General features: G+C 28.9%; 25 protein-coding genes, 1 rRNA gene and 1 pseudogene. 13 read left to right on the top strand and 14 right to left on the bottom strand.

Annotated features, from left to right (window positions below; genetic code table 11):
• Positions 1–102 precede the first annotated feature (102 nt).
• The 3 genes from IO99_RS13290 to IO99_RS13300 all read left to right on the top strand — a co-directional run bounded on the left by IO99_RS13290 (position 103) and on the right by IO99_RS13300 (position 1,720).
• Positions 103–858, top strand: coding sequence for a TSUP family transporter (locus tag IO99_RS13290; protein ID WP_035134238.1), 756 nt, complete (start codon positions 103–105; stop codon positions 856–858).
• Positions 859–954: 96 nt separating this feature from the next.
• Positions 955–1,269, top strand: a complete 315-nt coding sequence (locus IO99_RS13295) for a hypothetical protein (RefSeq protein WP_035134240.1) — start codon at positions 955–957, stop codon at positions 1,267–1,269.
• Positions 1,270–1,369: 100 nt separating this feature from the next.
• Positions 1,370–1,720, top strand: a complete 351-nt coding sequence (locus IO99_RS13300) for a hypothetical protein (RefSeq protein WP_035134242.1) — start codon at positions 1,370–1,372, stop codon at positions 1,718–1,720.
• A gap of 46 nt (positions 1,721–1,766) precedes the next feature.
• Here the strand turns inward: IO99_RS13300 and IO99_RS19760 are convergent, their stop codons facing one another.
• The 4 genes and pseudogenes from IO99_RS19760 to IO99_RS19855 all read right to left on the bottom strand — a co-directional run.
• Entirely contained in the window at positions 1,767–3,587 is a 1,821-nt protein-coding gene (locus IO99_RS19760) for a GH25 family lysozyme (RefSeq protein ID WP_084178182.1), read from the bottom strand.
• 160 nt (positions 3,588–3,747) lie between these two features.
• Positions 3,748–4,896, bottom strand: a complete 1,149-nt coding sequence (locus tag IO99_RS13310) for a DUF3298 and DUF4163 domain-containing protein (protein WP_035134243.1) — start codon at positions 4,894–4,896, stop codon at positions 3,748–3,750.
• Positions 4,897–5,038: 142 nt separating this feature from the next.
• Positions 5,039–6,946: an N-acetylmuramoyl-L-alanine amidase gene (locus tag IO99_RS18485; RefSeq protein WP_051824124.1), complete on the bottom strand. Its 1,908-nt coding sequence runs from the start codon at positions 6,944–6,946 to the stop codon at positions 5,039–5,041.
• Positions 6,947–7,241: 295 nt separating this feature from the next.
• Positions 7,242–7,346: pseudogene (locus tag IO99_RS19855) on the bottom strand (CPC_1213 family protein); the annotation flags it as partial.
• A gap of 205 nt (positions 7,347–7,551) precedes the next feature.
• Here IO99_RS19855 and IO99_RS13325 point away from each other — a divergent pair.
• The 8 genes from IO99_RS13325 (at position 7,552) to IO99_RS13360 (ending at position 14,371) form a co-directional block, all read left to right on the top strand.
• Positions 7,552–7,920 carry a hypothetical protein gene (locus IO99_RS13325; protein WP_035134245.1) on the top strand — a complete coding sequence of 123 codons (369 nt, stop codon included), beginning with the start codon at positions 7,552–7,554 and terminating at the stop codon, positions 7,918–7,920.
• Between the two features lie 154 nt (positions 7,921–8,074).
• Positions 8,075–8,614: a rubrerythrin family protein gene (locus IO99_RS13330; protein WP_035134247.1), complete on the top strand. Its 540-nt coding sequence runs from the start codon at positions 8,075–8,077 to the stop codon at positions 8,612–8,614.
• A gap of 213 nt (positions 8,615–8,827) precedes the next feature.
• Entirely contained in the window at positions 8,828–9,454 is a 627-nt protein-coding gene (locus IO99_RS13335) for a response regulator transcription factor (RefSeq protein WP_035134249.1), read from the top strand.
• 172 nt (positions 9,455–9,626) lie between these two features.
• On the top strand, positions 9,627–10,559 hold the full coding sequence (locus tag IO99_RS13340) for an ABC transporter ATP-binding protein (protein ID WP_341349096.1): 933 nt from the start codon (positions 9,627–9,629) through the stop codon (positions 10,557–10,559).
• 9 nt (positions 10,560–10,568) lie between these two features.
• On the top strand, positions 10,569–11,678 hold the full coding sequence (locus IO99_RS13345; RefSeq protein WP_035134253.1) for an ABC transporter permease: 1,110 nt from the start codon (positions 10,569–10,571) through the stop codon (positions 11,676–11,678).
• Entirely contained in the window at positions 11,678–12,802 is a 1,125-nt protein-coding gene (locus IO99_RS13350) for an ABC transporter permease (protein ID WP_035134255.1), read from the top strand. Before IO99_RS13345 ends, IO99_RS13350 begins: the two co-directional genes overlap by 1 nt.
• Before the next feature lie 169 nt (positions 12,803–12,971).
• Positions 12,972–13,625 carry an ABC transporter ATP-binding protein gene (locus tag IO99_RS13355; protein WP_035134257.1) on the top strand — a complete coding sequence of 218 codons (654 nt, stop codon included), beginning with the start codon at positions 12,972–12,974 and terminating at the stop codon, positions 13,623–13,625.
• Entirely contained in the window at positions 13,625–14,371 is a 747-nt protein-coding gene (locus IO99_RS13360) for an ABC transporter permease (RefSeq protein WP_035134259.1), read from the top strand. The genes IO99_RS13355 and IO99_RS13360 overlap by 1 nt, the downstream gene beginning before the upstream one ends.
• A 67-nt stretch (positions 14,372–14,438) precedes the next feature.
• On the opposite strand, the gene IO99_RS13365 is transcribed toward IO99_RS13360, so the two are convergent.
• The 4 genes from IO99_RS13365 to IO99_RS13380 all read right to left on the bottom strand — a co-directional run bounded on the left by IO99_RS13365 (position 14,439) and on the right by IO99_RS13380 (position 19,259).
• Positions 14,439–15,551: a sensor histidine kinase gene (locus IO99_RS13365; RefSeq protein WP_035134261.1), complete on the bottom strand. Its 1,113-nt coding sequence runs from the start codon at positions 15,549–15,551 to the stop codon at positions 14,439–14,441.
• Positions 15,552–15,736: 185 nt separating this feature from the next.
• A complete protein-coding gene (locus tag IO99_RS13370; protein WP_035134263.1) occupies positions 15,737–16,153 on the bottom strand; it encodes a DUF805 domain-containing protein in 417 nt (138 codons plus the stop codon).
• 151 nt (positions 16,154–16,304) lie between these two features.
• Complete coding sequence (locus IO99_RS13375; protein ID WP_242844132.1) at positions 16,305–16,934, bottom strand: lytic transglycosylase domain-containing protein; 630 nt, start codon at positions 16,932–16,934, stop codon at positions 16,305–16,307.
• Positions 16,935–17,198: 264 nt separating this feature from the next.
• Positions 17,199–19,259 carry a methyl-accepting chemotaxis protein gene (locus IO99_RS13380; RefSeq protein ID WP_035134265.1) on the bottom strand — a complete coding sequence of 687 codons (2,061 nt, stop codon included), beginning with the start codon at positions 19,257–19,259 and terminating at the stop codon, positions 17,199–17,201.
• 225 nt (positions 19,260–19,484) lie between these two features.
• Between IO99_RS13380 and IO99_RS13385 the strand changes: the two genes are divergently transcribed.
• Positions 19,485–20,156 (top strand): response regulator transcription factor, encoded by a 672-nt coding sequence (locus IO99_RS13385; protein ID WP_035134267.1) that lies wholly within the window; start codon positions 19,485–19,487, stop codon positions 20,154–20,156.
• Between the two features lies 1 nt (position 20,157).
• The gene (locus IO99_RS13390) at positions 20,158–21,366 is read left to right on the top strand and encodes a sensor histidine kinase (protein ID WP_035134270.1); all 1,209 of its coding nucleotides are present in this window, start codon (positions 20,158–20,160) and stop codon (positions 21,364–21,366) included.
• 88 nt (positions 21,367–21,454) lie between these two features.
• Here the strand turns inward: IO99_RS13390 and IO99_RS13395 are convergent, their stop codons facing one another.
• The 6 genes from IO99_RS13395 to IO99_RS13420 form a co-directional block, all read right to left on the bottom strand.
• Complete coding sequence (locus IO99_RS13395) at positions 21,455–23,374, bottom strand: CotH kinase family protein (protein ID WP_035134271.1); 1,920 nt, start codon at positions 23,372–23,374, stop codon at positions 21,455–21,457.
• A gap of 19 nt (positions 23,375–23,393) precedes the next feature.
• Complete coding sequence (locus IO99_RS13400) at positions 23,394–24,080, bottom strand: DUF4956 domain-containing protein (protein WP_035134273.1); 687 nt, start codon at positions 24,078–24,080, stop codon at positions 23,394–23,396.
• Between the two features lie 26 nt (positions 24,081–24,106).
• The gene (locus IO99_RS13405) at positions 24,107–24,793 is read right to left on the bottom strand and encodes a polyphosphate polymerase domain-containing protein (protein ID WP_035134274.1); all 687 of its coding nucleotides are present in this window, start codon (positions 24,791–24,793) and stop codon (positions 24,107–24,109) included.
• Positions 24,794–25,141: 348 nt separating this feature from the next.
• A 5S ribosomal RNA gene (gene rrf, locus IO99_RS13410) occupies positions 25,142–25,259 on the bottom strand.
• Between the two features lie 79 nt (positions 25,260–25,338).
• On the bottom strand, positions 25,339–25,686 hold the full coding sequence (locus IO99_RS13415; protein WP_035134276.1) for a PH domain-containing protein: 348 nt from the start codon (positions 25,684–25,686) through the stop codon (positions 25,339–25,341).
• 136 nt (positions 25,687–25,822) lie between these two features.
• Positions 25,823–26,173, bottom strand: a complete 351-nt coding sequence (locus IO99_RS13420) for a hypothetical protein (RefSeq protein WP_035134278.1) — start codon at positions 26,171–26,173, stop codon at positions 25,823–25,825.
• Positions 26,174–26,294: the final 121 nt, after the last annotated feature.

The raw sequence follows: 26,294 nt of genomic DNA on the forward strand, positions 1-26,294 counted from the left end.
TTTCTTCCTTTTCCCCTTATAATATAAGAGTAGATTATGCTTCATAAATTTATAATATATTCTTTAATATGAAGCTTTTGAATTTAAATTTCTGGAGGAATTATGAATACACTTACTTTTATTTTTTTATGCTTTGCAGGTTTTCTGGCAGCCTTTGTAGATTCCATTGCTGGTGGTGGTGGGATAATAAGCGTTCCTGCTTATATGATAGCTGGTTTGCCTCCCCACATGGTTCTTGGAACTAATAAGTTTACAGCTTCTATGGCCTCTCTTACTAGTTCTATTAATTTTATAAAGTCAGGTAACTGCAATTTTAAGTTTCTTAAAATAGTAGCACCTTTCACTTTAATAGGCTCTATTTTAGGCGTTAAGGCTGTACTTCTATTGGATGAAAGTTTTCTTCAACCTTTAGTTCTTGTGCTAGTTCTTGCCATAGGTGTGTATACATTCTTTTCTAAATCCATTGGGGAAAAGGATAATTTTAAGGGATTAAATAAAAGGAATATGACTATTTCTATAATCTTTGCTTTTTTACTAGGATTCTATGATGGATTCTTTGGACCTGGTACAGGCTCCTTTTTAATCTTTGGTCTTATTAATATTTTAGGTTTTAATTTTCTTAAAGCTTCAGCCAATGCTAGAGTTTTAAATTTTGTTAGTAATATTGCTGCTCTTGTTACCTTTGCTTTTAGTGGTAACATAAATTACCTAATTGGTATACCTGTTTGTGTATTTATGATATTAGGAGCTAAGCTTGGAACAAAGTTAGCTATTAATAAGGGTTCAAAGGTTATTAAGCCTATTTTTGTTACTATGTCCCTTGCGGTAGCTATAAAAATGTTATTACAACTATTCTAATATTAAATATTTTATATATTAGGAATAATTTTCTTTACAGGAACTTATCCTTAGCCTATACTTATTAATGTGTGCTAAAAAGGAGGCTTTGTGCTCATGTATTCATTTGTTGTTGTAATTATTATAATTATTATTGGATTTTTAGTTTGTAAAAGAAATTATAAAAATAGAGCTAATCATATTAATGGCAATTTATTAGAGTATTGTTATCACATTGTTGTAGAATTTGAAAAACTCGACTTTGAACAACGAGGGAAGTTTAAGGATTCTCTTACTCAAAAGGAATCGGATCTATTTGATGGTATAATAACTAGAAGCATGACTTTAGGTAAGAATCTTAACATACTTCAAAGTCATATGTTTAATCTAGAGTCTATTATGAAAAAAATAAAGGCACAAAAACTAATATAATGCAATAAAAAATATTAAAAAAATATTTTAATAAATATTTAGATATAATTTCTCATATTATACATAAACTAAATGGGAATCTTAAGAAAGGAATGATATTATGAATTTTAAAAAATTAATAACAAATACTTTAGCTATTGTAGGTGCTGTTGTGGTTGTAGATAAAATTGTAAATGCCGTTTCAAACAAGAGCATAAAGTCTATAAGTGAGGCTCTTATGAAGGGTGATTCAAATGAAGATGAAGATAGAGATGAAGATTCAGACCTATGTCAATGTAGCTTCTTAGATGATGACTATGAAGAAAATCTAAATGCTTGTCACTGTGGTGAAGATTCTGAAATTGATTATGAAGTTTTTCCTGACATAAAACAATATGAAGATAGTGACGAAGGTGCTTTTCAGTATGCTATAAAAACTGAACCTATTACGGATACACCAAAAGAAGTATAATATGTATTAAAAGTCCACCTTTCTTAAAAGAAAGTGGACTTTTTAATTATCTGTGATGTTTTTTATGATGTTTTTTCTTCTTCTTGCTCTTCTTCTTACTTGGATAACATTCATCAAATTCTTTATAATCATAGTATTTCTTTTTATGATGTTTGTGTCCATAATCACAATTATTTAGATACATGTTTTGAAGTAAATATTCACACTTCATGCAGTTGCTCTTAGGCTGCACACATTCCTCACATACCTTATAACTTATTGGATCACGATTTTCTAATCTACGACGGTCTCCTTCATATTCTTCTCTTAGGATGTCATCATATACTGGTTTTTCATATCTTTTACTATTATCAACATCCTCTAATAAAATATCATTTTCTTCTTGTTCTATACATTTTGCTTCTATTTCTTCATAGTCTATGTGTTCTTTAAAATTATTTCTATCTATTATATCATTTATATCATTGTCATCATGGATTTCTTTTTCAATATCATCATACTGATCTTCATTCCACTTATCATATTCCTCGTGATGATCCTCATAGTTTTTATTACATCTTGGACAAGGATTTTCACATTTTTCATCTAACTTTTTATAAGGATTCTCTATTCTACACTCTCTATTAATTTCAGAAAGACCAAATTTATCCCTAAATTCCCTATTATCATAATATTTTTTATATGCTCTTTCAGCTTCTAATCTCTTCATATATAAAATATCATCAAATTCATCATCTGTTTCTACAAAGTCATCATAGATATCAAAATTTTCTTTTCTTTCAATAGGTTTAATAAATCTTTTTGCTAAACTATCTACAGGATCCTTAAATTCTACAGATTTTACATCAGTATAATCATCTACATCCCATCTGTTATTACATTGACATTCATGGGGATTTTCATTATTAAATACTATCTCCCTACCAAAGGTGACATTAGCACTAGCTCTCTCTTGTGAAAAATCTCCGTCTGTATCAAAGGCTTCAATAGACATTATATACCTTTCTCCTAGACTTGGTTTGTTAGCTAGTTTTAAAACATAGGAGTTAGCATCTCTGCCTAATGTGGTTACATAGTTGGAGTTTATGAATATATTATATCCACCTAAATCTATATCAGTATTTTTAGTCCAATTCATTCTTATTTCTTGGCCTGTTGCTACTGCTCTAAAATCTCTTACACTTCTAGGTTGCGTTAATAAATCTAAATTTTCTGGTCCATAGTTTAAGTCTACTGGTGGATTTACTCCAGGCATGGTTCCATTTTCAGTAAATTGCCACATTCTCCATCTAGTCCATCCACCTTGATCTCTTGGATATGGAGGATTTGCTGGTAATTCTGGATACATAGCAATCCAAAGAGGCATATCTGCTAGAATAAAGCCTTTCTTAGTATGGTAGAAATTATTATATAAATCAATAAAAAATGCTCCAGTATATAACATCATTTTTCTTCTAGTTTTTCTTTCAAATCTCTTTCTAAATCTGTCTACCCAATCTAGTAAGGCATCTGTAGATATAGATTTATCTAGTGGTGCTTCAATGTCAATTACAGGGAATAGATCTCCATATCTTCCTGGTCCATAAGCTTGTTGTAATATGTCTATAAATCCATCACATTGAACATCTGCGGTAGTTAAATCTGTGGAAGGTACTGCATAGTGATATGCTCCTGTTTTTACTCCCACATTTCTTAATCCGTTTACATACTCAATAAATTTTCTGTCTATTCTAAATCTACCAGTACCATAACCAGAACCACGTAAATAAGCATATGGGGTTTGTGTTGCAAGTAGAGTATAATTTACATCGCCCCTATATTCATTTAAATCAGGACCTATTATGTTACGACTAGTTTTATTTTGCATACTCTCCTCCGAAATTGAATGCTTCACTTATTATATTACTAGTCATATATCCAATGTGTTACAACATTTTTATTTAAATTTTTAATTGAATTTATAATTAAAATTATATGATTTTTTTAAAATTCCTCTCATTAGATTTTAATATATAGAATCTAATTATCTACTGATTCTTTACTTTAATTTCTCCACTCTGTAAGTTTACCTCATATATTTTATTGTTTAACAAAATATTTTCATCCCTTCTATTATTTCCTGAATAGGTTATATAGAAAATTATGCTATTTTTATCTTTAAATAAGCTCTTGTAGTATGTGGTAACTCCTTTTACATATTTGTCGGAATCCTTATTTTGAGTGTTTGATGCCTTTATATCTTTTATAAATTTAAAAATTTCCTCTTCAATATAGTTATTAATTTTCATCTCTATATCCTTGTTTATCATATTTTCAATTTTAGGATAACATAAATACTGGTTAAAATCTTCACTACTTTCTTCATAATTTATTGTTTTTATTATTGGGGCTTCCACTTGAATATTTACTTTATTTAAACCTTTAGGAAATTTACTTAGGGGTATATAAAATTTAGGAATACCTGCTACGTAGGGAGCAATTTCATATTCATCAAAATATATAACTAAGTCTTTATCTGTTAAGAAAAATTTTTGATTATAAGGGATTACATTTAGTTTATCTACAGCTTCTTTGAAATATAATTCAGGATTTTTATTTATAGTAGCTTTCACATTGTCTAAAATAATTTTATTATAATTCCTATTATTACCCAAGAAATCTTCAATGACTCCTCTATTTCCTGTATTTATATCAAAGTTAAAAGACTCATCTACTGATGATCCATGAGCTCCACCTGTATAACTATATAGGTTTAGTGTTATTGAAAGGATATTATTCTTATTATAAGTCACATTATTGTTTACATTAATTACATAGGGTTTTGGTTCTAATCCAACTTTTATATTATATTCATTGTCTCTAACAGATAACTTTGTTATATATTCTTCAAAGTCATTAATTCTTTTTGATATCTTATTATTTATAATCCCTTCTGCTTCTTTATTTTTAGCAATCTTTACAATGGGCTTATTGATATTTACAGATACATACTTATTAGAATATACCTTTTCCTCGTTTTCTATTGTGGCACCTTCTTCATCTTTCAGTATATTATTAACCATTCTTGGTAAAGATATCTCTACGGAATCAGGATCACTGTGTGTATCTATGGCAAATGCTCCATGAAAATTAGTAGTTAATAATAAAACTAAAATTAAATATATAACTTTCCTCATAACATTTCTCCCTTCTATAAAATATATTTTAAATAAAATAAGTTTATATTAGTTTGCCCATATAAATCTTGTGTACACCTGTTAATTTTTAATAAAAAAATGCCTTAACCCTTAGTTAAGACATTTCTTTAAATTAATTTTTTTATAATTTAATTCTTAATTTACTTAATGCAGTACTTGTTATTAATTGTGGTCCTCCTATAACATAGATCTTATTTATACTATCTCTATTTTGTGTAACTATATTCATAGTAGGTCCTTTAACTTCACTGTCACTATGCAATATTACAAAAGATGAGTTTTTAGCAGCTAAAGCTGACACTGAAAGAGCATCAGGGAAATTAGTCCCTAAGGTCAAATACATTTGTGAAGTATTTAAACTGCCTTTAAATCTATTTAAAATTATCTCATTAGTTGCATATCTATCGCTTCCTCCAAGCCTTTCTGGATTTTTAAAAGTCTTAAATAAAGCATCTGATATTATTACAGAACCACCTACTACATAGGTTTTAGTAATATTTTTACTATTCAAGTAGCTTCTAGCACTGCTTGGGAATTCACTATTTTTAGTTAAAAGTATTGGCATACCTTTAATCCCTGCCACAGCTGATATAGAAAGACTATCTGCAAATCCTGTGCCTGTTGCAATTGCTACTTCTCCCTTAGTACCCACTGCTTCAGCAATTTTTACAGAGGTCTCATATCTATTTAAGCCACCTAATCTTTCTGTAGATATAGACATAGACTTAATTCCATTTTCAAAGGATGTAGAAAGGACAGTCGGTCCCCCAACTATAATAGCTTTTTTTACTTTTAAACTAGAGAGTAAGCTTTTCAACTCACTTTGATTGCTTAAAGATTCATTTTTTGCTAGTAAAATTGGTGCATTATTTTTTGCTGCTAGTGGTCCTGCACACAAGGCATCTGGATAACTCATTCCCGGTGCTATTATTACCGTATCTGAAGTCGTCCATCCTTTTTTTGCTGCTAAATAAGAAGTTTCATATCTTGTAGCTCCATATATTCTCTCTCCTGGGGTTGAAGAAAGGGTTACATTAGCATTTAAATAATTTTTTATACCATTAGCTATACCACTGGCTAATAATTCTTGATAAGCATTGGTATTCATTTTAATTGCTTCATTTTTATTACTTATAAAACCACATTCTGCTAAAATTGATGGCATTTTAGTTTCTCTAACCACATGATAATCAGCAGTCTTTACTTTTCTATCATAAGCTCCTGTACTGCTTATTAATTGTTTTTGTACAGAATCTGCCAGTGGCTTTGAATCCATTCTATTAGGATAATAATAAGTTTCAATACCATAGGCAGCAGTTGTCGTCGCAGAATTTATATGAATTGACGCAAAGGCATCAGTCCCTGAATTATTAGCAAGGGAACTAATTTCTCTAAGCTCCAAAAATTTATCTGTAGTTCTACTCATTACTACATCTATTCCTTTACCTTGAAGAATCCTTTGTACCTTAAGTGCTATAGATAAAGTTAAATCTTTTTCTTGTAATCCGTTTGCACAGGCTCCAGGATCTTTCCCACCATGCCCAGCATCAATAAATACCCTATAATTACTGTTAGTTGTAATAGTTTTTGCAGTGGTTGCCGTTAAAGTTCTAGATGATGCTACTTCTTTAGTTGGATCTTTTACGATTACTTCATAAACATAAGTACCGCCTTCACTCTCAAGGGTTATAAATGTTTCCCCTGAAGCTACCCCAACAAATTTGCCATTTTCGTCTACTTTGACTATACTTTCATCTCTTGAACTTAATTTAAAAGGAATCGAAGCTTCTTCTTCTGCTAAAAGGCTAGTATGGTCAATTGCTTGTCCAACATCAATGGATAATCCATTTTTTACTTGTAAATTAGCCCCTTCATTTTCACTTAGTATGGTTTGTAATTGATTTTCTGTATTACTTATGCCACCATCTTCTGCTGCAGCTAATCTACTAACTGGAGATACCATAGTAATTGTTAACACTGCAGTTATTGCACATAGTAGCTTTCTAATACGACTTTTACTTCTTTTCACTCTTCTTTCCCCCTATTATACATAATTATACATTTTATCACTAAAATATAGTCACCATTAATTTTATTCTACATATATTATTCATATCCTTTTGATTTTTGCTAAATTATGTGGAATTTTTACTTTTACACTGTTACTTATACATTATAACATATAAATTAGGAGTAATTTGTAAACTTTTAAAAGATATATCCTAATGACTTTCATCACTATGATATACCTTTTAATTCTTACTTTAAATTATAAAATCCTTTGGATCATGTTCCTTTGCTTTAGGACCATTGTATTCAGCCTTAGGCCCATTAAATACAGCTTTTGCACTTTCTACTTGAGGATCATGATTTATATTTTTTTTCTTAAAATGTCCATCTTCTTTTTTATTATTTTGTGTTCTTTTCATATTTGTCACGGTATCACCCCTTTGTAATATTAGAGTAACCACAAATCTTTAGTTTATACTTTTTAAAGTTTCTTAAATTTAAAGATAATATATTTTCTAATATTTACCTGCATTTATAATCATATTATGATATAATTATAGTATTATACTCATATATTAAGAGTAAACTTATTATAAAAAATAATTTAAAGGAGGGTATTACATTATGGAATATAATTTATCAACTTTAGAAGCTTTTCAAGCTTTAGATTCTCATCCTACTTACAGAGCTATTAATTCTGAAGGTCATACTTTAGAACTTAGAGGTCCAGAAAAATTTATCATTCACAGACGTGTAAAACTTGCAAAAGATAAGCATGTAAGTCTAAATGATACATGGAGAATAATTAAGCCTATTGATTATGAACTAGCTAATGAACTATTCAAAAGGCTTAGAACTATAGAAATTAGATTTGAAGATGGTACTAAGAAATTCTATTCAAAGATGCCTGATAATGGTCATGTTATCCTTGAAAGTGATCTACCACATTATAAAAATTGCTTATTTTATTGTTTTAGTTACTATGAAGAGTAAAATTTTTATGTAAGGATTTATTATGGATATTGATGAGTGCATAAATAAAAAATAGACTATGAAACTTAATTTACTGTTTCATAGTCTATTTTTTGTAACCTTTAAAGTACCTACTAATATATTATATATAGATAGTACTTTTTAGGAGATTTATATGGAACTTTACGGAAGCCAAACTGAAAAAAATCTGAAAAAGACTTTTACTGGTGAGAGTAAGGCTAACACTAAATATACATTATATGCAGAAAAAGCTAGAAGTGAAGGTCTTCACTATGTAGCCCAAGTTTTTGATGAAACTGCATTTAATGAACTTGCCCATGCTAGAAGGGTATTTGGAGAATTTTTAGGTGAAGTAAACTCTACAGAAGAAAACTTAATGAATGCCTTTATGGGCGAAACTGCTGAAGCAACTGCAATTTATAAAGAATATGAAGAAGTCGCAAGAAGGGAAGGGTTCGAAGAAATCGCAGACTTCTATAAAGAACTTGCGGAAGTGGAAGCTGAGCATGATTTAAGATTCCGTGCTCTTTACAACCGATTACTTAGCTGTACCTTGTATAAAGGAGATTCTGATTCTCTATGGCAATGTACTAACTGTGGATATATACATGAAGGTGATACTGCACCTAAAGTATGTCCTCTTTGTAAATTCCCTCAAGGATGGTTTGAGCCATATTGTAACCCTCTAGATTAACCACTTTAAAATAGCGTAGATACCCATCCCCCAGGGTAATCTCGCTATTTTATTTTTATTATATAAAGGTTTTTAATGATTTTTATAGAAATATTTAATTTATATACTATGGAGCTAAATTAATACATATTAATTTTAATCTTCTACTATACATTAATTGAAGATATCATGTTTTTTATTAAAAGTTTATATTTTTTTATTATAGGAGTTATTATGAGTATTAAAATTTTAATTTGTGATGATGATGCACTGATAAGAGAAAGTTTAAAAATTATATTATCCATGGATGAGGAGTTAAATGTTGTACATGTTTGTGAAAATGGTTTGGAAGCTGTTAAGTATTGCTGTAATAACTCTGTGGACGTGGCACTTTTAGATGTTCGTATGCCTAAATTAAATGGTGTAGAGACAACTAAAGAGATTTGTAAAGTCACATCAACTAAAGTCATTATATTAACCACCTTTGATGAGGATGAATATATTTCTTCTTCATTAAGGAATGGAGCTAAGGGTTATTTGTTAAAAAGCAATTCTCCTAATACTATTATTAACACCATAAAAGTAGTTCATAATGGAAGTGACGTAGTGGAAAATGGAATTATAGATAAGCTTCTTTCTAAAACTTCTCCAGTATGTCCTAACCCTAATATGAATAATTTTTCTAAAAGAGAAGTGGAAATTATAGAATCCATTGCTGAAGGTTTAAGTAATAAGGAAATTTCTGAAAAGCTATATATCTCTGAAGGTACTGTGAAAAATTATATTACAAACATATTAACTAAAACTAATTTAAAGCATAGAACCCAAATTGCAGTTTATTATTTAAAAGGAAAAATTTAGGTATGACTAAAGTCATATAAAGTTATGACCTTTTCCACTTATTAGTGGGAAAGGTTTTTTATATAATTTAATTATAGGATATTCTAATTATATTTAAATTTCAGCTAAGAAATATCAATAAGATTTTTAGAAAATACTTAATAATTTTTTAGCTTAAAAAGGGGTTGTTATAATGTTAATAAATATGGAAAACCTGACTAAAAACTTTGGTGATAATATTGCTGTAGATAACTTAACTCTTTCCATTGAAAAGGGTGAAATTCTAGGTCTTTTAGGCCCTAACGGTGCAGGTAAAACTACTACTATAAATATAATCACCTCCATACTAAAGCCTACTAAAGGTAATGTAGAAATCTTTGGAAAATCTCTTTATAAGTATGGACCAGAAATTAAGGCTCGTATGGGTATAGTACCTCAATGCATATCTTTATACGAAAACCTTACAGTAGAAGAAAATATAAGTTTTTTTGCAAAACTTTATGGGTTAAGGGGAGCTTCTTTGAGAGAGGGTTTAAACTATGCTCTAGATTTTACCTCTTTACAGGATCATAAAAAAACTAAGTGTAAAAATCTATCTGGTGGAATGCAGCGTCGATTAAATATTGGTTGTGCCATAGCTCATAAGCCAGAAATTATAATTATGGACGAACCAACCGTGGGAATAGATCCTCAATCTAGAAATCATATATTAAATATGGCAAAGGAGCTTAATAAAGAAGGTTGCACTATTATTTATACTTCTCACTACATGGAAGAAGTTCAACAGCTGTGTAATAAAATTGTTATTATGGATAATGGAAAGCTAATAGCAAAGGGAACTAAGGATGATTTAATCTCTTTAATTTCTGATAACTCCACTTTAGAAATTGAAGGCTATGATATTAATGAATCTGTTTTAGAAAAGCTTTTGGAAATAAAGGGAGTAAAAAGTTATTCCTTAAATGAAAATAAAGTACTGATAACCTCCAGTAAAGATGTATCAAATTTAAGTTCCATTATTAACTTTTTTACTTCTAATAATATAGAAATTAGAAATATGGGTTATAAAACCTTAGATTTAGAAGATGTATTCTTAACTTTAACTGGCAAAAAGCTTAGGGATTAGGAGGAAATTATGAAATTTTTAAATGTTGTTTATTATGATATATTAGACTTACTTAGGGATAAGACCTCCATGTTATCCATGATAATTTTCCCTATATTATTTATGACTACCCTTGGAATAACTTTAAGTGGAGCCTTTTCTTCAAGCTATGAATTTAAACCTAAAACAGTGATATATGTGAACAATCTTTCTACCACTTCTGATTATAGTGAAGAAAAACTTATATTAAATAATTTCTTAGAACTGGGGAAAAAAAATAATATAACCTTTAAAGAAATTTCATCTGTAGAAGAAGGTCAAAAAGAAGTTCAAACTGCTAATTCTATATTCCTAGAACTTAGGGATAAAAATATTATAGTTTATAAAAATTCTAAGAATAAATATTCCACAAATATAGTTATAAGTATGCTAACTTCCATATCTAAAAAAGTCACTCTAAAAAGTATCACCAATGGTAATATTGAAACCTTAGAAGAAGGCTTTACTACTGCTACTGAATTTCAGCCTAAAAAAGGATTTACCTCTTATGATTATTATGGCATCGTAGAAATAACCATGATGGTCCTTTATGGTTCGGGCTATGGGTTTTATACCATTTATAATAATAGAAGAAACAAAATAGAAGCTAGGTGCTTTCAAGGGAACCTTTCTAAAAATTCTTATATAATAACTAAAGTTACTTCAACATTTATTGTAACTGTGATATCACTGATTCCTGCAATGCTTTACTCCATATTTGTTTTAAAAGCTAATTGGGGTGAGGATTACTTCTCTGTTATAACACTACTTTTATCTTTAAATTTCTTTGGCACTACCCTTGGGATTTTATTTGGATATATTTTTAAGGAAGAAAAACATGGTTCCTTCTTTCTTAATACCTTAATTATACCTGTTATGACCTTTTTAGGTGGAGGATATATATATTTAGAAGATGGTAATAAGCTCCTTGATATAGTACGCTATATTTCACCTTTAACCTTAATAAATAAATCTATTCTTTCCATAGCTTTTTATGAGGACTATTCTAAGTTTTATATAAGTATTCTTTACTCTGTAACACTGGGAATTTTATTTTTAGCTTTTACTTTCTGTATATCAAATAAAAAGGAGGCTTATTAATGAAGATTTTATTAGTTATGGCGGAAAAAAATCTAAGGCTTATATTTAAAGATAAGCTTTCTATAATACAGCTATTTATTCCTATAATAATAATATTATTTAGTATAAAATTATTTAGTTTCAGCAATGGAACTGTAAAAATTGGGATTATAGATGATGATTGCTCTAATTCATCAAAGCTTTTAATAAGTAGTTTAAGTAATAATTCTTCAATTAGTACAGTACCTCTTGAAAGTTCTACTGTTGAATCAACTATGATGGAGACATCTATTCCTGTCACCATTGAAATCCCTAAGGATTTTGAAGAAAGTATTATAAATGGAACTCCTAAAAAGATTAATGTACTTTCTGAAAAAGACAGTTCTATGGGTGATGCTATTACCTCCATAGTAAATCTTCAAGTAGAAGATTTATATAACTTGGGCATTAATGCTAATAAAAGTAATGATGAATATGAAAATCTTTTATTAAAATATAGTAATGATCCAGTGAAAATCACTTCTAAAACCTTATCAGACTTAGAGAATGATTTTGAATTAACTCAAACTTCCATTGGCTTCGTAATTTTCTTTCTCATGATGAGGGCATCTTCTATATCTCATATAGTATTATCAGAAAGATGGAATAAAACTTACTATAGAATATTTACTACACCAGTTACCTCCTTTCAATATATTGGAGGAAATATCTTAGCAAACTTTTCACTTTTAGCCTTTCAACTTCTAATTGCCCTTATAACTCTAAATTATTTTGTAGATATATATACTGGGGTAGGCTTTATTCCTCTGTTCCTTTTGTTATTAGGAATTGCCCTAGTTACCGTGGCCTTTGGTACTTTTTCCGTAGCTTTATTTTTTAATTCTAAGGGATACGGTATGTTTTCTAACATTGTAATTACTATCACTACCATGGTATCAGGTGCTTTTACTTCTATTGACTTTTTACCTGAAAATATTAGATTTATAGCTCCCTTCACTCCTCAGTACTGGGTAATGAATGGAATAACTAAGCTTCAAATGGGTATGGGAATAGATTCTATTATTATTAATTTGGGAATATTATTACTCTTCTCCATTGCACTATTTTTTGCTGCAGCCTATAAGCTTAAGTTCAAACTTCAATAAAAGTTTTATATTTAATGTAAGTATTATAAATACTGTATTAAAGACCATTATAATAAACCCCCACTAAGAAATTTAATTTATTAGTGAGGGTTTATATATGTATTCTTATCTTTAAATGATATAATTAAGCAATAATATTTTTTAATTTTACTTTGAAAGAAGGGATATAATGAGTATATTATCTTTAAAAAATGTTTCTTTTCAAGATGCTAATACAAAAGTTCTAAAAGACATTAATTTAGAAATCAATGAAGGAGATTTTATAACTATCACAGGTCCTTCTGGTGGTGGCAAATCAACCTTACTGAGAATTTTAGGGGACTTAATTTCACCAACTTCTGGTCATGTATACCTGAGAGATAAGGATTATTCTGAAATCCCCCCTCTTAAGCTGCGCAATGAAATAAATTATTTCTTTCAACAACCTTATTTGTTTGGTAATACTGTCTATGATAATCTTTCTTTTACCTATGAAATTAGAAAGAAAAATATAGATAATAGCAAAATATATATGCTTTTAGAAAAGTTTAATATAGACAAGGATTACTTAAGTAAAGATATAAACAAATTATCTGGTGGTGAGAAACAAAGAATTTCCCTTATTCGCTCTCTTCTCCATCCAGGTCCTGTTCTCTTACTAGATGAGATTACTTCAGCACTAGACAAAGAAAATAAACTTTTAGTTGAGCATATTATGAAGGATATGAATAATAAAGGCCATACAATCTTATGGATTACCCATGATTTATCTCAAATAAAGGACTTAGGCAATAAAAAGATTATTATAGAAGATGGAACAATAATTTCTAAGGAGGGATTTTAATGAGTACTCTATCTCTTATAGTTTCTTCAGTATTAATTTGTATTCCTATCTTCATCTCCTATAAAGAAGATTTAGGACTAGGTAAAGATATACTTATTAGTATGGTTAGAGCCATAATACAATTAGTTATAGTAGGCTATATACTTCAATTTGTATTTAGCTTAGAAAATCCTATATTCACTATTTTATTAGTTATACTAATGATTATAAACGCAGCGCTTAACACCAAAAAGCGTAGTGAGAATATAAAAAAACCTGTTAGAACATCCTTTATTGCTCTATTTTCAGGTGCTTTTATAACCCTTTCTATATTAGTACTTTCTGGTGCTATTAACTTTATCCCTAATGAAATAGTACCTGTGGCCGGTATGGTTGTCAGTAATTCTATGGTTGCCATAAATCTTAGTTACAAAAACCTTAATACTACCTTTAGTAGCAAGAGAAATGAAGTTGAAATTAAACTTGCCCTTGGAGCTACAGCTAAGGTTGCATCTAAAGAGATTCTTAAAGATAGTATAAAACTCTCAATTATGCCTTCCATTGATTCTGCTAAAACCCTTGGCATTGTATCCCTTCCTGGGATGATGACTGGATTAATTTTAGCTGGATCATCTCCACTTATGGCAATTAAATTTCAAATAATGGTTACCTTTATGATATTATCTTCAACCTCCATTGCTACCTTAATAGCAACCTATATCTCCTACAAAAGCTTCTTTAATGAAAGATCTCAATTAAAAATATAGTATTAATATAAGGATTGTCTAAATAAATTAAATAGTTATTTAGGCAATCCCTTATTAAATTGCCCTGTTATGATAAAGGAAGAATCATTATTATAGTAAATCCATCTTCTCCATTAAAACTAATATTCCCTCCAAGGTCTATTACTCTCTCCTCCATTGCCTTAAGTCCAATGCTCTTTTTTATATTCACTGCTCCATCACCATTATCTTTTATAGATACTCTTACAATCTTATTTAGGACTTCAATATTTAAAGAAACACTGTTACCCGTAGAGTGTTTTTTTATGTTTGTAATTCCCTCCATTAGGTTATTAATTATACACTTCCAATGACTATAGGTAAGCTTGTCTATATTTCCAGAGTGATTAAAGGTATATCCATAACTATTATGACTAAAAGCATCATCCATTATAGATTTCACTCTATTTATACCTAATTGTTCCTCGGAAGGCTTAATTATTTTTAAAGTTTTTCTAATATCATCCATACCTTCTCTCAGAACTTGAATAGTTGTATTTATCATATTTTTAGCTTCATCTTTATCTTTATCTATTACTACCTTTGTGGCTTCTAGATGCATTAAACTAGAGGCTATAGTATGTCCAATTTTGTCATGCATTTCCTTTGATAGCTTATTTCTTTCTTCTAGCTTTGTAGTATATATTATCTGTTTTGAATAATTTTTTTCTTTTTCTACTTCTTTAGTATACTTGTCTATTTTTTCTCTTAACATTAAGTTTTCTTTCCATATTTTATCTATTTTACTTACTTTGTTAATTAATATCTTTGCTGCTATATAGTAAAATATTGCAAACAATAAATAATTCATAACTATGTCTTTTGGTATCATGGTTATAAATAAGATACTCCCTATAAAAGAATAGATAAGCTTTATATTTATCAGTATACCTATATCAAAAAAGGTAAATGGTATTAATATAAAAAATATACTGTTGTATTTTATGCCTAGTCCATAAGAAATACAGAAAGACATGGCTGATAAACATAGCTTTATCTTAATATTCTCTAAGTAATATAAAGCTATGTTTATTATTATAAAACACAGTAATCCTATAATTATAGAGCTTTGGAAGCCGCCACAATTTATATATACATAGATACTAAATATGAGCCCAAGTAATTTTATATTGAGAAAATAATCATCCCTGTTATTAAGCATGCGATTTCCACCTTTGCTAAATATTATATCTTTATATTATCACAATAATAAGGTCTTTCACAAAATATCTGAGATAAAATATTGAGCATGTACTTATATAATTTAAATACATGCTCAACATTTATTTTTATTAATTTATTTTGTGAAAACCCTTTTTATTATTGACCTAAGTTAGATTCTCTGACTTATATTTCTTCTCCCTCACATAGAGTTATGGTTGCATTTTCCTCAAGAGTATTTACCATACTTTCCTCCTTTTGTTTTTCATATTTTTCTTTTCCTCTAAAAAACATTAGAAATATTATCACTGGGATTTGAACAAATATAAGAGCTGCAAGTATTCCAAATACACCTGATAAATTTATATCCCTAAATCTTTTATAACTTAAAATGAATAACATTATATTTATAAAAACTATCAGGGTAATCTGAAAAGACATGGAAGCCGCTATTAGCAACCCATTATCAGTTTTTTCAAGTTTAAAAGTAATAAATGTTCCAATAATCTCTAAAATTATAAATCCTATTAAGAAAGCCAGTACATAGATACTATATTTTTTTCTTCCTATTCCTTTGTTAAGTAAAAATAAGTCATCACTCATTTCATCACCTCATTAACAGTATTTTACATCAACCTACTATAATTCTATACACATTTTCAAATATTATAACTAAAATCAATAAACCTCTGGAAATTATTTCAATAATCTCCAGAGGTTTATTTTAATGCTACAGCATAGTTCTATATAAATATTACTTTTTACTTTTATATAAGTCTACATATTCATTATAAACTACAACTACTTTTTCTATATAGTTTACTGTTTCTTTAAATGGTATTGTATGAACTACTTCTCCATCTTTGGAATATCTAGGATCCTGAAGCCATTTACATACATTCCCTATACCACCATTATAAGCTGCTAGCATTTCATTTGTATATTTAAGTTGATTTTTTAAGTAATTTAGATACCAACATCCCATTTCTATATTCACATCTTCATTCTTCAACATTTCTATAGAAAAATTTTCTATATTTAGTTGCCTGGCTATCCATTCTCCTGTACTCGGCATTATCTGCATTAATCCTACAGCCCCCATAGATGAAACAATATCCTTATCAAACCCACTTTCTGTTTTGATTATAGCTGCAACTAAATAAGGATCTAGTCCATAGATTTTACTATATGCTTCAATTTTTTCACTATATGGTACTTGTATATGATTCTCTACTATATCTTTTTCATTACTATCTACTTCCTTAGTTTTTTCATTTTCATGCAAATTCATAAAATATAAATTAATACATATTCCTGCTATAAATAAAATAGCCGTTATACTAATAAACTTAAGATTTAACTGCTTTTCTTCTAATATTTCCATTATACCTCCACTAACAATGTATAACTTTATTATTTAAATCAGAATTCATGTATTAATTAGTATTTCACCTTTACCATAAAATAAACAAAAAAGACTCTAAAATAAAAATTAATTTATTTTAAAGTCTTAATTTATCCGATGACTACCAGCTCTAATACCCCCATTTTCTTCAAAATGGGAGTAAAGAGCTGCTACGTCCCTGGATAACGATTTCTAACCTTCAAAGAAGCTAAGAACTCTGTTTATCCGATGACTACCCTTATACTAGAGTTTAAATTGTTCCATAAACTCTTTCATATTTTCTGTAAGTCCAAGTAATTTTTCTGCTGCATTTGCAACTTCATCACTAGAAGCTGTAAGTTCTTCTGTAGATGCAGCTATTAGTTGTGTATTTCCTGAAACCTCAGAAGATATTTGCGTTGAATTTTCTATATTTTCAGTAATAGAATTTTTATCTTCTATAATTTTTTTAGAGCTAACTGCTACATGTTCTATTTTAGGTACCATATCTAAAACTAATGCTGCAATATTTTTAAATGACTCAATAGCATTATCTACATTAATTAATCCTTTGTTTAATTCTCCATTTATATTATTGCTTTTAATTTCTATAGTTTCACTCTCTTTAATAGCATTATTTATTACATTATAAATATTTTGGGTAGATTCCTTGCTTTGCTCTGCTAGCTTTCTAATTTCATCAGCTACTACTGAGAAACCTCTTCCAGCTTCCCCAGCTCTTGCAGCCTCTATAGCCGCATTTAGTGCTAGAAGATTTGTCTGTTCAGATATACTATTAATAATTTCTGTTATTTCTGTTACAGTTTCCATACTAGATTTCATACTATATATAGAACTATTAAACTCTTTAAAAGAATTACTTAACTCATTCATGGCCATGGCTAACTTTTCCATATCCTCATTACTCTTATCCGCTTTGCTATTAATATTTTCCGCCATATCACTAATATTATATATGTCACTAATATTATTAGAAAGTTTATTATCGAATTCTTCTAGTTCTTTAGTTACATCTTCCAATTCTTCTGCCTGCCTTTGTGAGCTTGTAGCAGTTTCTTCTATACTTTCACTTATGCTTTGAGCTCCTGATACAAATTCTTCTGCCAAAGCAGCTAGAGATGAAGCCTCGCTTTCAATAACCATGGAACTATCTTTAACATTTAGAATCATTCCACCTATAATTTCCTTGCTTTTTTCTACAGCCGTATATATATCTTTGATTTCATCATTGTTCATTTTGCCTATATTGGATTTAGTGAAATTACCCTTTGCCATATCTTCTACAATAGTACCTATTCTGCCTAATCTTTTAGTCATAGATTTAGCTACTAGGTATCCAAATATTAGACCTAACACTATAAAAATAATACATACAATTACTACTTTTATTTGAAGTTCTGGTATTTCTGCTAATAGCTCACTTCCACTTACTTCTACACCTACAGACCACCCTGTTGATTCTATAAATGCGAATCCAATATATTTTTCATTAGCAGCTACTCTATACTCACCTGCTCCTCTTTCTCCCGATGTCATCTTTCCTAAAATCTGTTTCATATTTTCAGAACCATTTTTATCTTTTACTGTATCTAATAGTTTAGTTCCTATAAGCAAGGAATCATTATGAGTTATTATATTTCCTTCACTATTTATTAAATAAGCATTTCCACTTTTACCTATGGATACCTTTGATATTATTGCTGATAATTTACTAGCATCTAGATAAGCTATTAAAACACCTTTTATATTCCCATTTTCTTTTATTGGGGTACTTATAGCTATTTCTAGCATATTATCAGTTGTACCTAAGTATGGTTCACTAACAAATGTAAGCCCACTTAATCCATTTGAAAAATAGTCCTTATCACTAATATTAGTACTTTCTCCTGAAGTATCTATACAATTTCCTTCAGCATCTACTATAGCAATTTCTTTTAACTCTATTTTTTCAGCTATATTCTTTAATTTTGTTAACTTTTCTTTCTTATCTACTGTATCATCTATTAAAAAATCATTTATTGCTATTTGATTTACTATAATTCCATAACTATCTGTCAATTGATTTATTTCTCCTGCCATAGATGCAGCTACATTTTCTAGGAGACTTTTAGATTTGTCAGTAATAATTTTCTTGTTCATAAAAAGAGAAAAAGCAGATAGAAATGCTGCAACTAATACTATGATTACTGTAAAACTTAACATAAGTTGCATTCCTATTCCTCTAATCCTTTTCTGTTTTCCTTTTTTAGTATTTTTAATTTTCTTACTTTTTAGTTCATTCTTTGCCCTTTTCCTACCCTTCATATCTTTCCCACCTTACTATATACAAAAAAAATTTACAGCTATATATACACTCTGTACATAAATATACTCGAAACAAAAAATAACATTCTTTACTACACAATATGGTACTTTTACTATTTTCTAAATATAAATAATAATTTTAATATAAATTTAAGATTTGTATGATAAAATTAAATAAAAAAACGTAATATTATCTAAAAATTTGTAATTAAAGGGTGATGAATTATGAAATTATTATTAGTTGAAGATGAAATACACCTTGCTGAAGCTCTAAAAGAAATTCTCAGTAAAAATAAATATATAGTAGATAGCGTTTATGATGGTGAAGCAGGTCTTGATTATGGTCTTTCAGGAATATATGATTTAATTATATTAGATATAATGCTACCCAAAGTTAATGGATTAGAGATTCTAAAGGAGCTAAGAGCTAATAATGTATCTACCCCTATTCTTCTTCTCACTGCTAAAGGTGAAATTCAAGATAAAGTTAAAGGATTAGATTATGGAGCAGATGATTACTTAGTAAAACCTTTCTCTCATGAAGAACTTCTTGCTAGATTAAGAGCTCTTAGTAGAAGAAAAGCTGAAGTTATAAATGATAATGCTCTTCATTTTAGTGATTTTTCCTTAAATCTATCTACCTATGAACTTGAGGGAAATAGTAACTCTGTCCGACTTACCTCAAAGGAATTTGAAATTCTAAAATACTTTATGGAAAGACCTATTTTAATAGTTACTAAAGATGATTTAATTACAAAGGTTTGGGGCTATGACTCTGATGCTGAATATAATAATATCGAGGTCTATATATCTTTTTTAAGAAAAAAATTATCCTATGTGGGCTCTAAATCCAAAATATCCACCCTTCGTGGTATTGGTTATAAATTGGAGGAGTAGTATGTTTAAAAAATTAAAATATAAATTTATTATGATAAATATGTCTCTTTTAACCTTTGTATTTCTTTGTATATTTGGAGTCATATACTTTATAACTTGGAATAGTGGAGAAAGACAAATTAACTTTTCTCTTAATGCACTAATCCATGAACCTAACAATGGTGGACCCAGTAAAGGTGGTCCCCTTAATAATGGTATACTAATAAATCTTGACCATAATTTAAACGTGATAAATATTATCACTCCATATAATATTGATAAAGATATTCTTGTTGAATCCGTAGCTAATATTATATCCACGGAATCTTCATCAGGGGTTATAAAAATTGAAGATACTGATTTTGCATACTTAAAAAGCTTAGATCGTAAAATTAATAGAATTGCTTTAATAAATAAGTCACCTCAGCAAAATTTATTAAAAAACCTTTTGAAGACTTTTTTCATAACTGGCTTTATCAGTTTGATTACATTGTTTACTATAAGCTATTACCTAGCTTATAAAACCATAGCTCCAATTAAAGAGGTATTTGAAAAACAAAAACAGTTTATTGCAGATGCCTCTCATGAGCTTAGAACACCCATTGCCATTATTAAAACTAATTTAGCTTTAGTTTCATCTAATAAAGATAAAACTATTGAAAGTCAAGGCAAGTGGATGAATTATATAGATCTACAAACTGATAGAATGTCTCATCTTATAGATGATATGCTTTCCTTAGCAAAGCTTGATGAAGATAAAAAAATACTTAACCTACAACCTGTAAACATAAATAAAATACTAGAAAATTTACTTATGTCTTTTGAAGCAGTTTTCTTTGAAAATAAAATAGAATTAGAAAACAATTTAAAGGATAACTTTTTTATAAATGGTGATTTAGAAGAAATTAAAAAGCTTTTTAATATTCTAATGGATAATGCTATTAAACACACTTTTCCAAATGGAACTATTACCATCACTTCAAGTAAATTAAAATCTAAGATGAAAATAATTATTACTAATACTGGAGAAGGAATTCCTAATAAAGACCTAGAAAAAATTTTCGAAAGATTTTATCGTTCTGATGAGTCTAGACAACGGAAAACTGGTGGTTATGGTTTAGGCTTAGCTATTGCAAATGGCATAGTAACAAGCCATAAAGGAAAGATTTATGCCAGAAGTAATGTAGGAAAAGATACCTCCTTTATTGTTGAACTTCCTATTTTAGAATGAAATAATTTATAATGAAACATAGAAAAGTACTATAATCTAAATTATATAAGTTTAAAAGCTATCTTAGATATATACTCTGAGATAGCTTTTAGTATTTTACACATGATATTTTTTTTCTTTTAAACCTTAGCACTACTATTATCGCTGCAATGACTCCTAGAAGACATATGCCATATATTATCAAATTAGATTTAATGTTTGTATCATTTGCCGTATTTCCCCTCATATTATTTGGAGAATTTTCTCTATTAATATCGCCTGGATTATTTCCTGGCATAAAGTTACCCTGAGGAGCTCCTTTTTCAGAATTATTCTGCATATTGTTAGGTTTTTCTCCAATCCACATTCCCTTTTCAGTATGATTATTCTCTTTCATATCTTGAGGAATATCCTTTCCCTCTCTATTACCCCCACCACCTTGACTACCAAGGGCAGATAAATTTAAATTAGTAGCCATATTTCCAGTAGAAGTAGAGGACTGGGATCCAGAAAGTTGAGCCGATATACTCTTAGCTCTGTCTACTCCATAGGTAATTAACTCAGGAATAGAAGCTACATATTCATCGTAGGTATAAAAGGCTGTAGCATCATTTTTCACATAGTCACCAATTAAATTATCTGTATTATTAATTGTTTCAGTAAATACTCCACTATTTACATAATCCTGAACTATTTCATTAAGGTACTCATGATATTTTTCTTTATACTCTTCTACTTCCAGAAGCTTTCCTATAAGTGGACTACTTTCTAAACTATCGGCTACAGGATTATCAATGGGAAAGTTTATAACATTACTTGCACTTCCTCCTTGAAATGCTCCAAAAGCTAAATTGTAATCCCAAGGAAGTATTGAACATATTCCATCCTGTTCATATAGATAATAATTATGCTTCATATTTGATGCATAACTATCTAAATTTACAACAAAAGTATTTACTGCAAAATATCTTAATACTTCATCTACATCTAAATATTTTTCTATGTCATCAATATCTTCATTAAGGCTTTTTATCATGGCTATGATTTTATCGTAGTCCTCTTCATTTGTATAATCAAAAATTGCATTTTCAAATATAGTAGAATAATTAGAACGCTCATCTCCAGAATATACTAAGTCTGCTCCACCAGTATTTCTTCCCATAGGTCCATTGATTTCTTTGCCTTGTTCCATATGCATATTGTTATTTGCCATATTCCCCTGTTCACCTTTTTCTGGTGGGTTATTCATTTCTGGATTTGATGGTGGAGACATTAAATTTTCTTCATTATTAAGATTAGGATTTTCCTTAGCAGTATCTGTTGTAGCTTTTGTTGTAGCATCATTTTTCATCTCCATATCAACTTTAGCTCCACCAATTCCTCCTGCCATATTAGTAGTTTCAGGTTTGTATAAATTTCCATCTGTGGTTCCATAATATCTTTCAATATAACTTCCTTCCATAACCTCAAGGGCTAAGTATAAACCCCAAGGCTCTCCATTTAAGGTGATGCTAGCATACTGAAACGCTGGAGTAGAAACTCCCATTTTCTTTAATAGATCATAGGAAAGATATTCTTTCATATAAGTTGTATCTTGCATCATATTATTTAATGCTAATTTCTCAAGGCCTTTAAGAGTTTGTCCATCGATATATTCATCAAATTTAACTTTAAAACTATACCTATCCGTAGTATCATCATTAGCAACTTGTGATAATGTTGTATTTCCCTTAGCTCGAAGCCCAACATTATAGTATGTTTCTCCGTTAATAGTTATATTGGCACTATAATATTCTTCTTCCATAGCATTATCTGCTAGTTCATTCCAGAGTTTCTCATCTATATCTATATCAATTTCCATAATGTCATCTTTGTTAAAAAGATTTGTTATATACTCTGGGTGGGTTGTTTTCTCTGTAGCATTTGCTTCAACCGTAGACATATCAATGGTTGCCATTACTCCAGCCAAGGCCAGACTTAATGTCATAATTATTGCTATAAAAATATTTATATACTTATTTGAAATCACTTCATACACCACCTAAATATTAAGACATGTATTCTCCGTTGTAACTTACTAACACTGCATTATTTACTCCTGATATACTGCTAATTTCATTTACAAATTGAGTAGACATTTCTTTTAATCTTATTTCTACTGTTAATTCAATATTGCTCCCTGCAGAAACAGTTTTAGACTTCACCACATATTTTTTAACATATTTATTAATATACTCCATGGCATTATTTTCACTGCTATCTCCCTTACAACTTACAACTAAGATATAAGGATTATCAATACTTTTCTTATTTGCAAACACCATAATCATAATTCCTATAAATGCTGAGCCAAATACCGCAAGAGGTATTAATCCTGCTCCTACAACAATTCCTACACTTATTGACCAAAATAAAAATGCTATATCCATAGGTTCTTTAACTGCTGTACGAAACCTTACAATTGATAAAGCACCAACCATACCAAGTGAAAGTACTACATTAGAAGTAATTGCAAGAATAATTAATGTGGTAACTAAACTCATTGCAATAAGAGAAATACCAAAACTTTCTGAGTACATTACGCCCTTAAAAGTTTTCTTATATACTAAAAATATGAATAGTCCAATAGCAAGAGCTAGTCCTAGGGCTATAGCTACATCTACAATTGAAAAACTTGATGCCTTTTCTAAAAAACTTGATTTTAAAATATCATTAAAACTTAATGCTTTATCCATTTTTATCTCCTCCAAATAACTTAATTTTATTCATAAATTCTGCAAGCTGCATATTTTGAAAAAGCAGAACTTTCTCTATCTTTTATTTGAATCATATCTCTAATAATTTCAGGAAAAAACTCATCAAACTTAACCTCTAAAACTATAGGACTCCTTCCTGGCATTCCAACGGTAGCAAGGTTATCATTAAAAAAATTTTGTGAATATAAACCACTCTTAATGTTACTATCAAAGGTAATTCTCACGTTTCCTGGCTTGAATACATATGCTTCCCTTGTATATTCAACTATAGTCTTAGGACGTAATAAATCATATTTCATCTTTGAGTATAACTCTGTTAAAATAGGCTCCTTATGTTTAAATATGTCATCAATATTGTTTTTAATTATATCTTCACATTGATTTATAGATATACTTGTTGCAATCTTACTGCATAATCCATTAACTTTACTTTTTTTCTCTAATTTTATAAAAGAATGGTTATCATTATAAATTCTTAATCTAAATTTTTCTCTATTATTTACTCCATTAATTTTTTCCATTAATGCCTTATTATTAATATTATCAAAATATAGACTCTTTACAGTATAAGTACCCTTATCTCCTGCATTCTCATCTAACTGTGCAATATTTTTTAATCTGTTTTTAATTGCCAAATAGTCTGAAATATTTATTAAATGCTTTATCTCGTGTCTAAATTTAACTTGTTTCATAAAAATCACCTCCTTGTGTCCTCTAGTACAATCCTATAATAAATTACTTAGCTTAAATTTATCTTAAATTTATTTTTATCTACATTACCTATATATTTGGTTTTTAATCTTTATTTACCAATGATTGTCTAATAACATAAACTTGGCTAATAATAGCTAATTTTGCACAAAAAAGAAGAGATAAAAAACTATCTCTTCTTCTTTATATTTTAAATTCACCGTATATTATGTCTTTAGTTAATTCAAGATTATAATAGATTCATTAATAAATATGTTAAGCATATTATTAATAAAACATTATACATCCTTTTTATCTTGCTTCTTTAAAATTTTTAACTTCTGTTTTATACCCGGCAATAACTACTTTTCCCACATTTTCATTAATGTAGTATATATAGCCTATTAGAACTTAACTTACGTGTTCGGAATGGATACGGGTGTAGCCTCTAATAGTATACTCACCAGATTAAATTTATTATTATTATTTACTATTGTTATAGATAATAATCATTAAACCATGAAGTTTCTTTTGGCTACCTATTTTATTATAAATTTTTATTTATGCTATCTACAAAATTATGTACATCTTTACTTATGATAAATTTCATGGAATAAGATTTTTCTTTTCCAGCTATAAAAATTTTATGGCCAAGTTTTTCTTCATTATTCTCTACATATTCAATATCTTTATATTCTATAATGTCATCATAAACTAAGAAAAATCTTTTACCGCAAAATCTGATTTTCTCATTAGTGGTTACTAGTATCCCCGTCATTGTATTTTGTCTTCCATTTACAGTACTTTCAAAAGCACCTTCCACATAATAATTTATAACTTCATCTTCACTAAGTCTTTCTTCAATTAGTTTTAACAAATTTTCTTGTCTAGTCATCTTACAATCCTCCTAAAATAATAGTCATCACTATATATATTAATATACAGTGATGACCATTTCTATATTTGATACATGTTTATTTTAATATTTTTTCTATAAATATTTGCATTTAAGTTATTGATAATACTATATTTTACCAGAAAAATCCACCAAATGGGCATATGCAGAAAAATAGTATTAAAATTATCCACCAATCATCTCCGCTTGAGCATTGACAATGGCATGGTGGACATGGTTTTGGACATGGCGGACATGGTCTTGGACATGGTGGGCATGGTTTTGGACATGGAGGGCATGGTGGACATGGTCTATGATGTGATGGCTTACAATCATGTCCCCAATTTCCATCTTTGCCTCTGAAGTACTCTTGTTCAAAATCTACTCCATCTGGTCGTCCATATCTGAAATCTTGAGCATACATTTCTGTTGAAAAGTCTTGTTCATTATTTTCATCATAATAGAAGAATTCATTATTATTTAACATATTATATTTCTCCCCACTTTTTAATCAATTTTATAATAGTTTCTAACAACTAAATATTTAATAGTAACCTATGGCACTATAAAATATTACTGTTTAGATCTAGTATATTAAAGTTTATATA

The organism is Clostridium sulfidigenes (assembly GCF_000732635.1).
Lineage (GTDB): Bacteria > Bacillota > Clostridia > Clostridiales > Clostridiaceae > Clostridium_J > Clostridium_J sulfidigenes.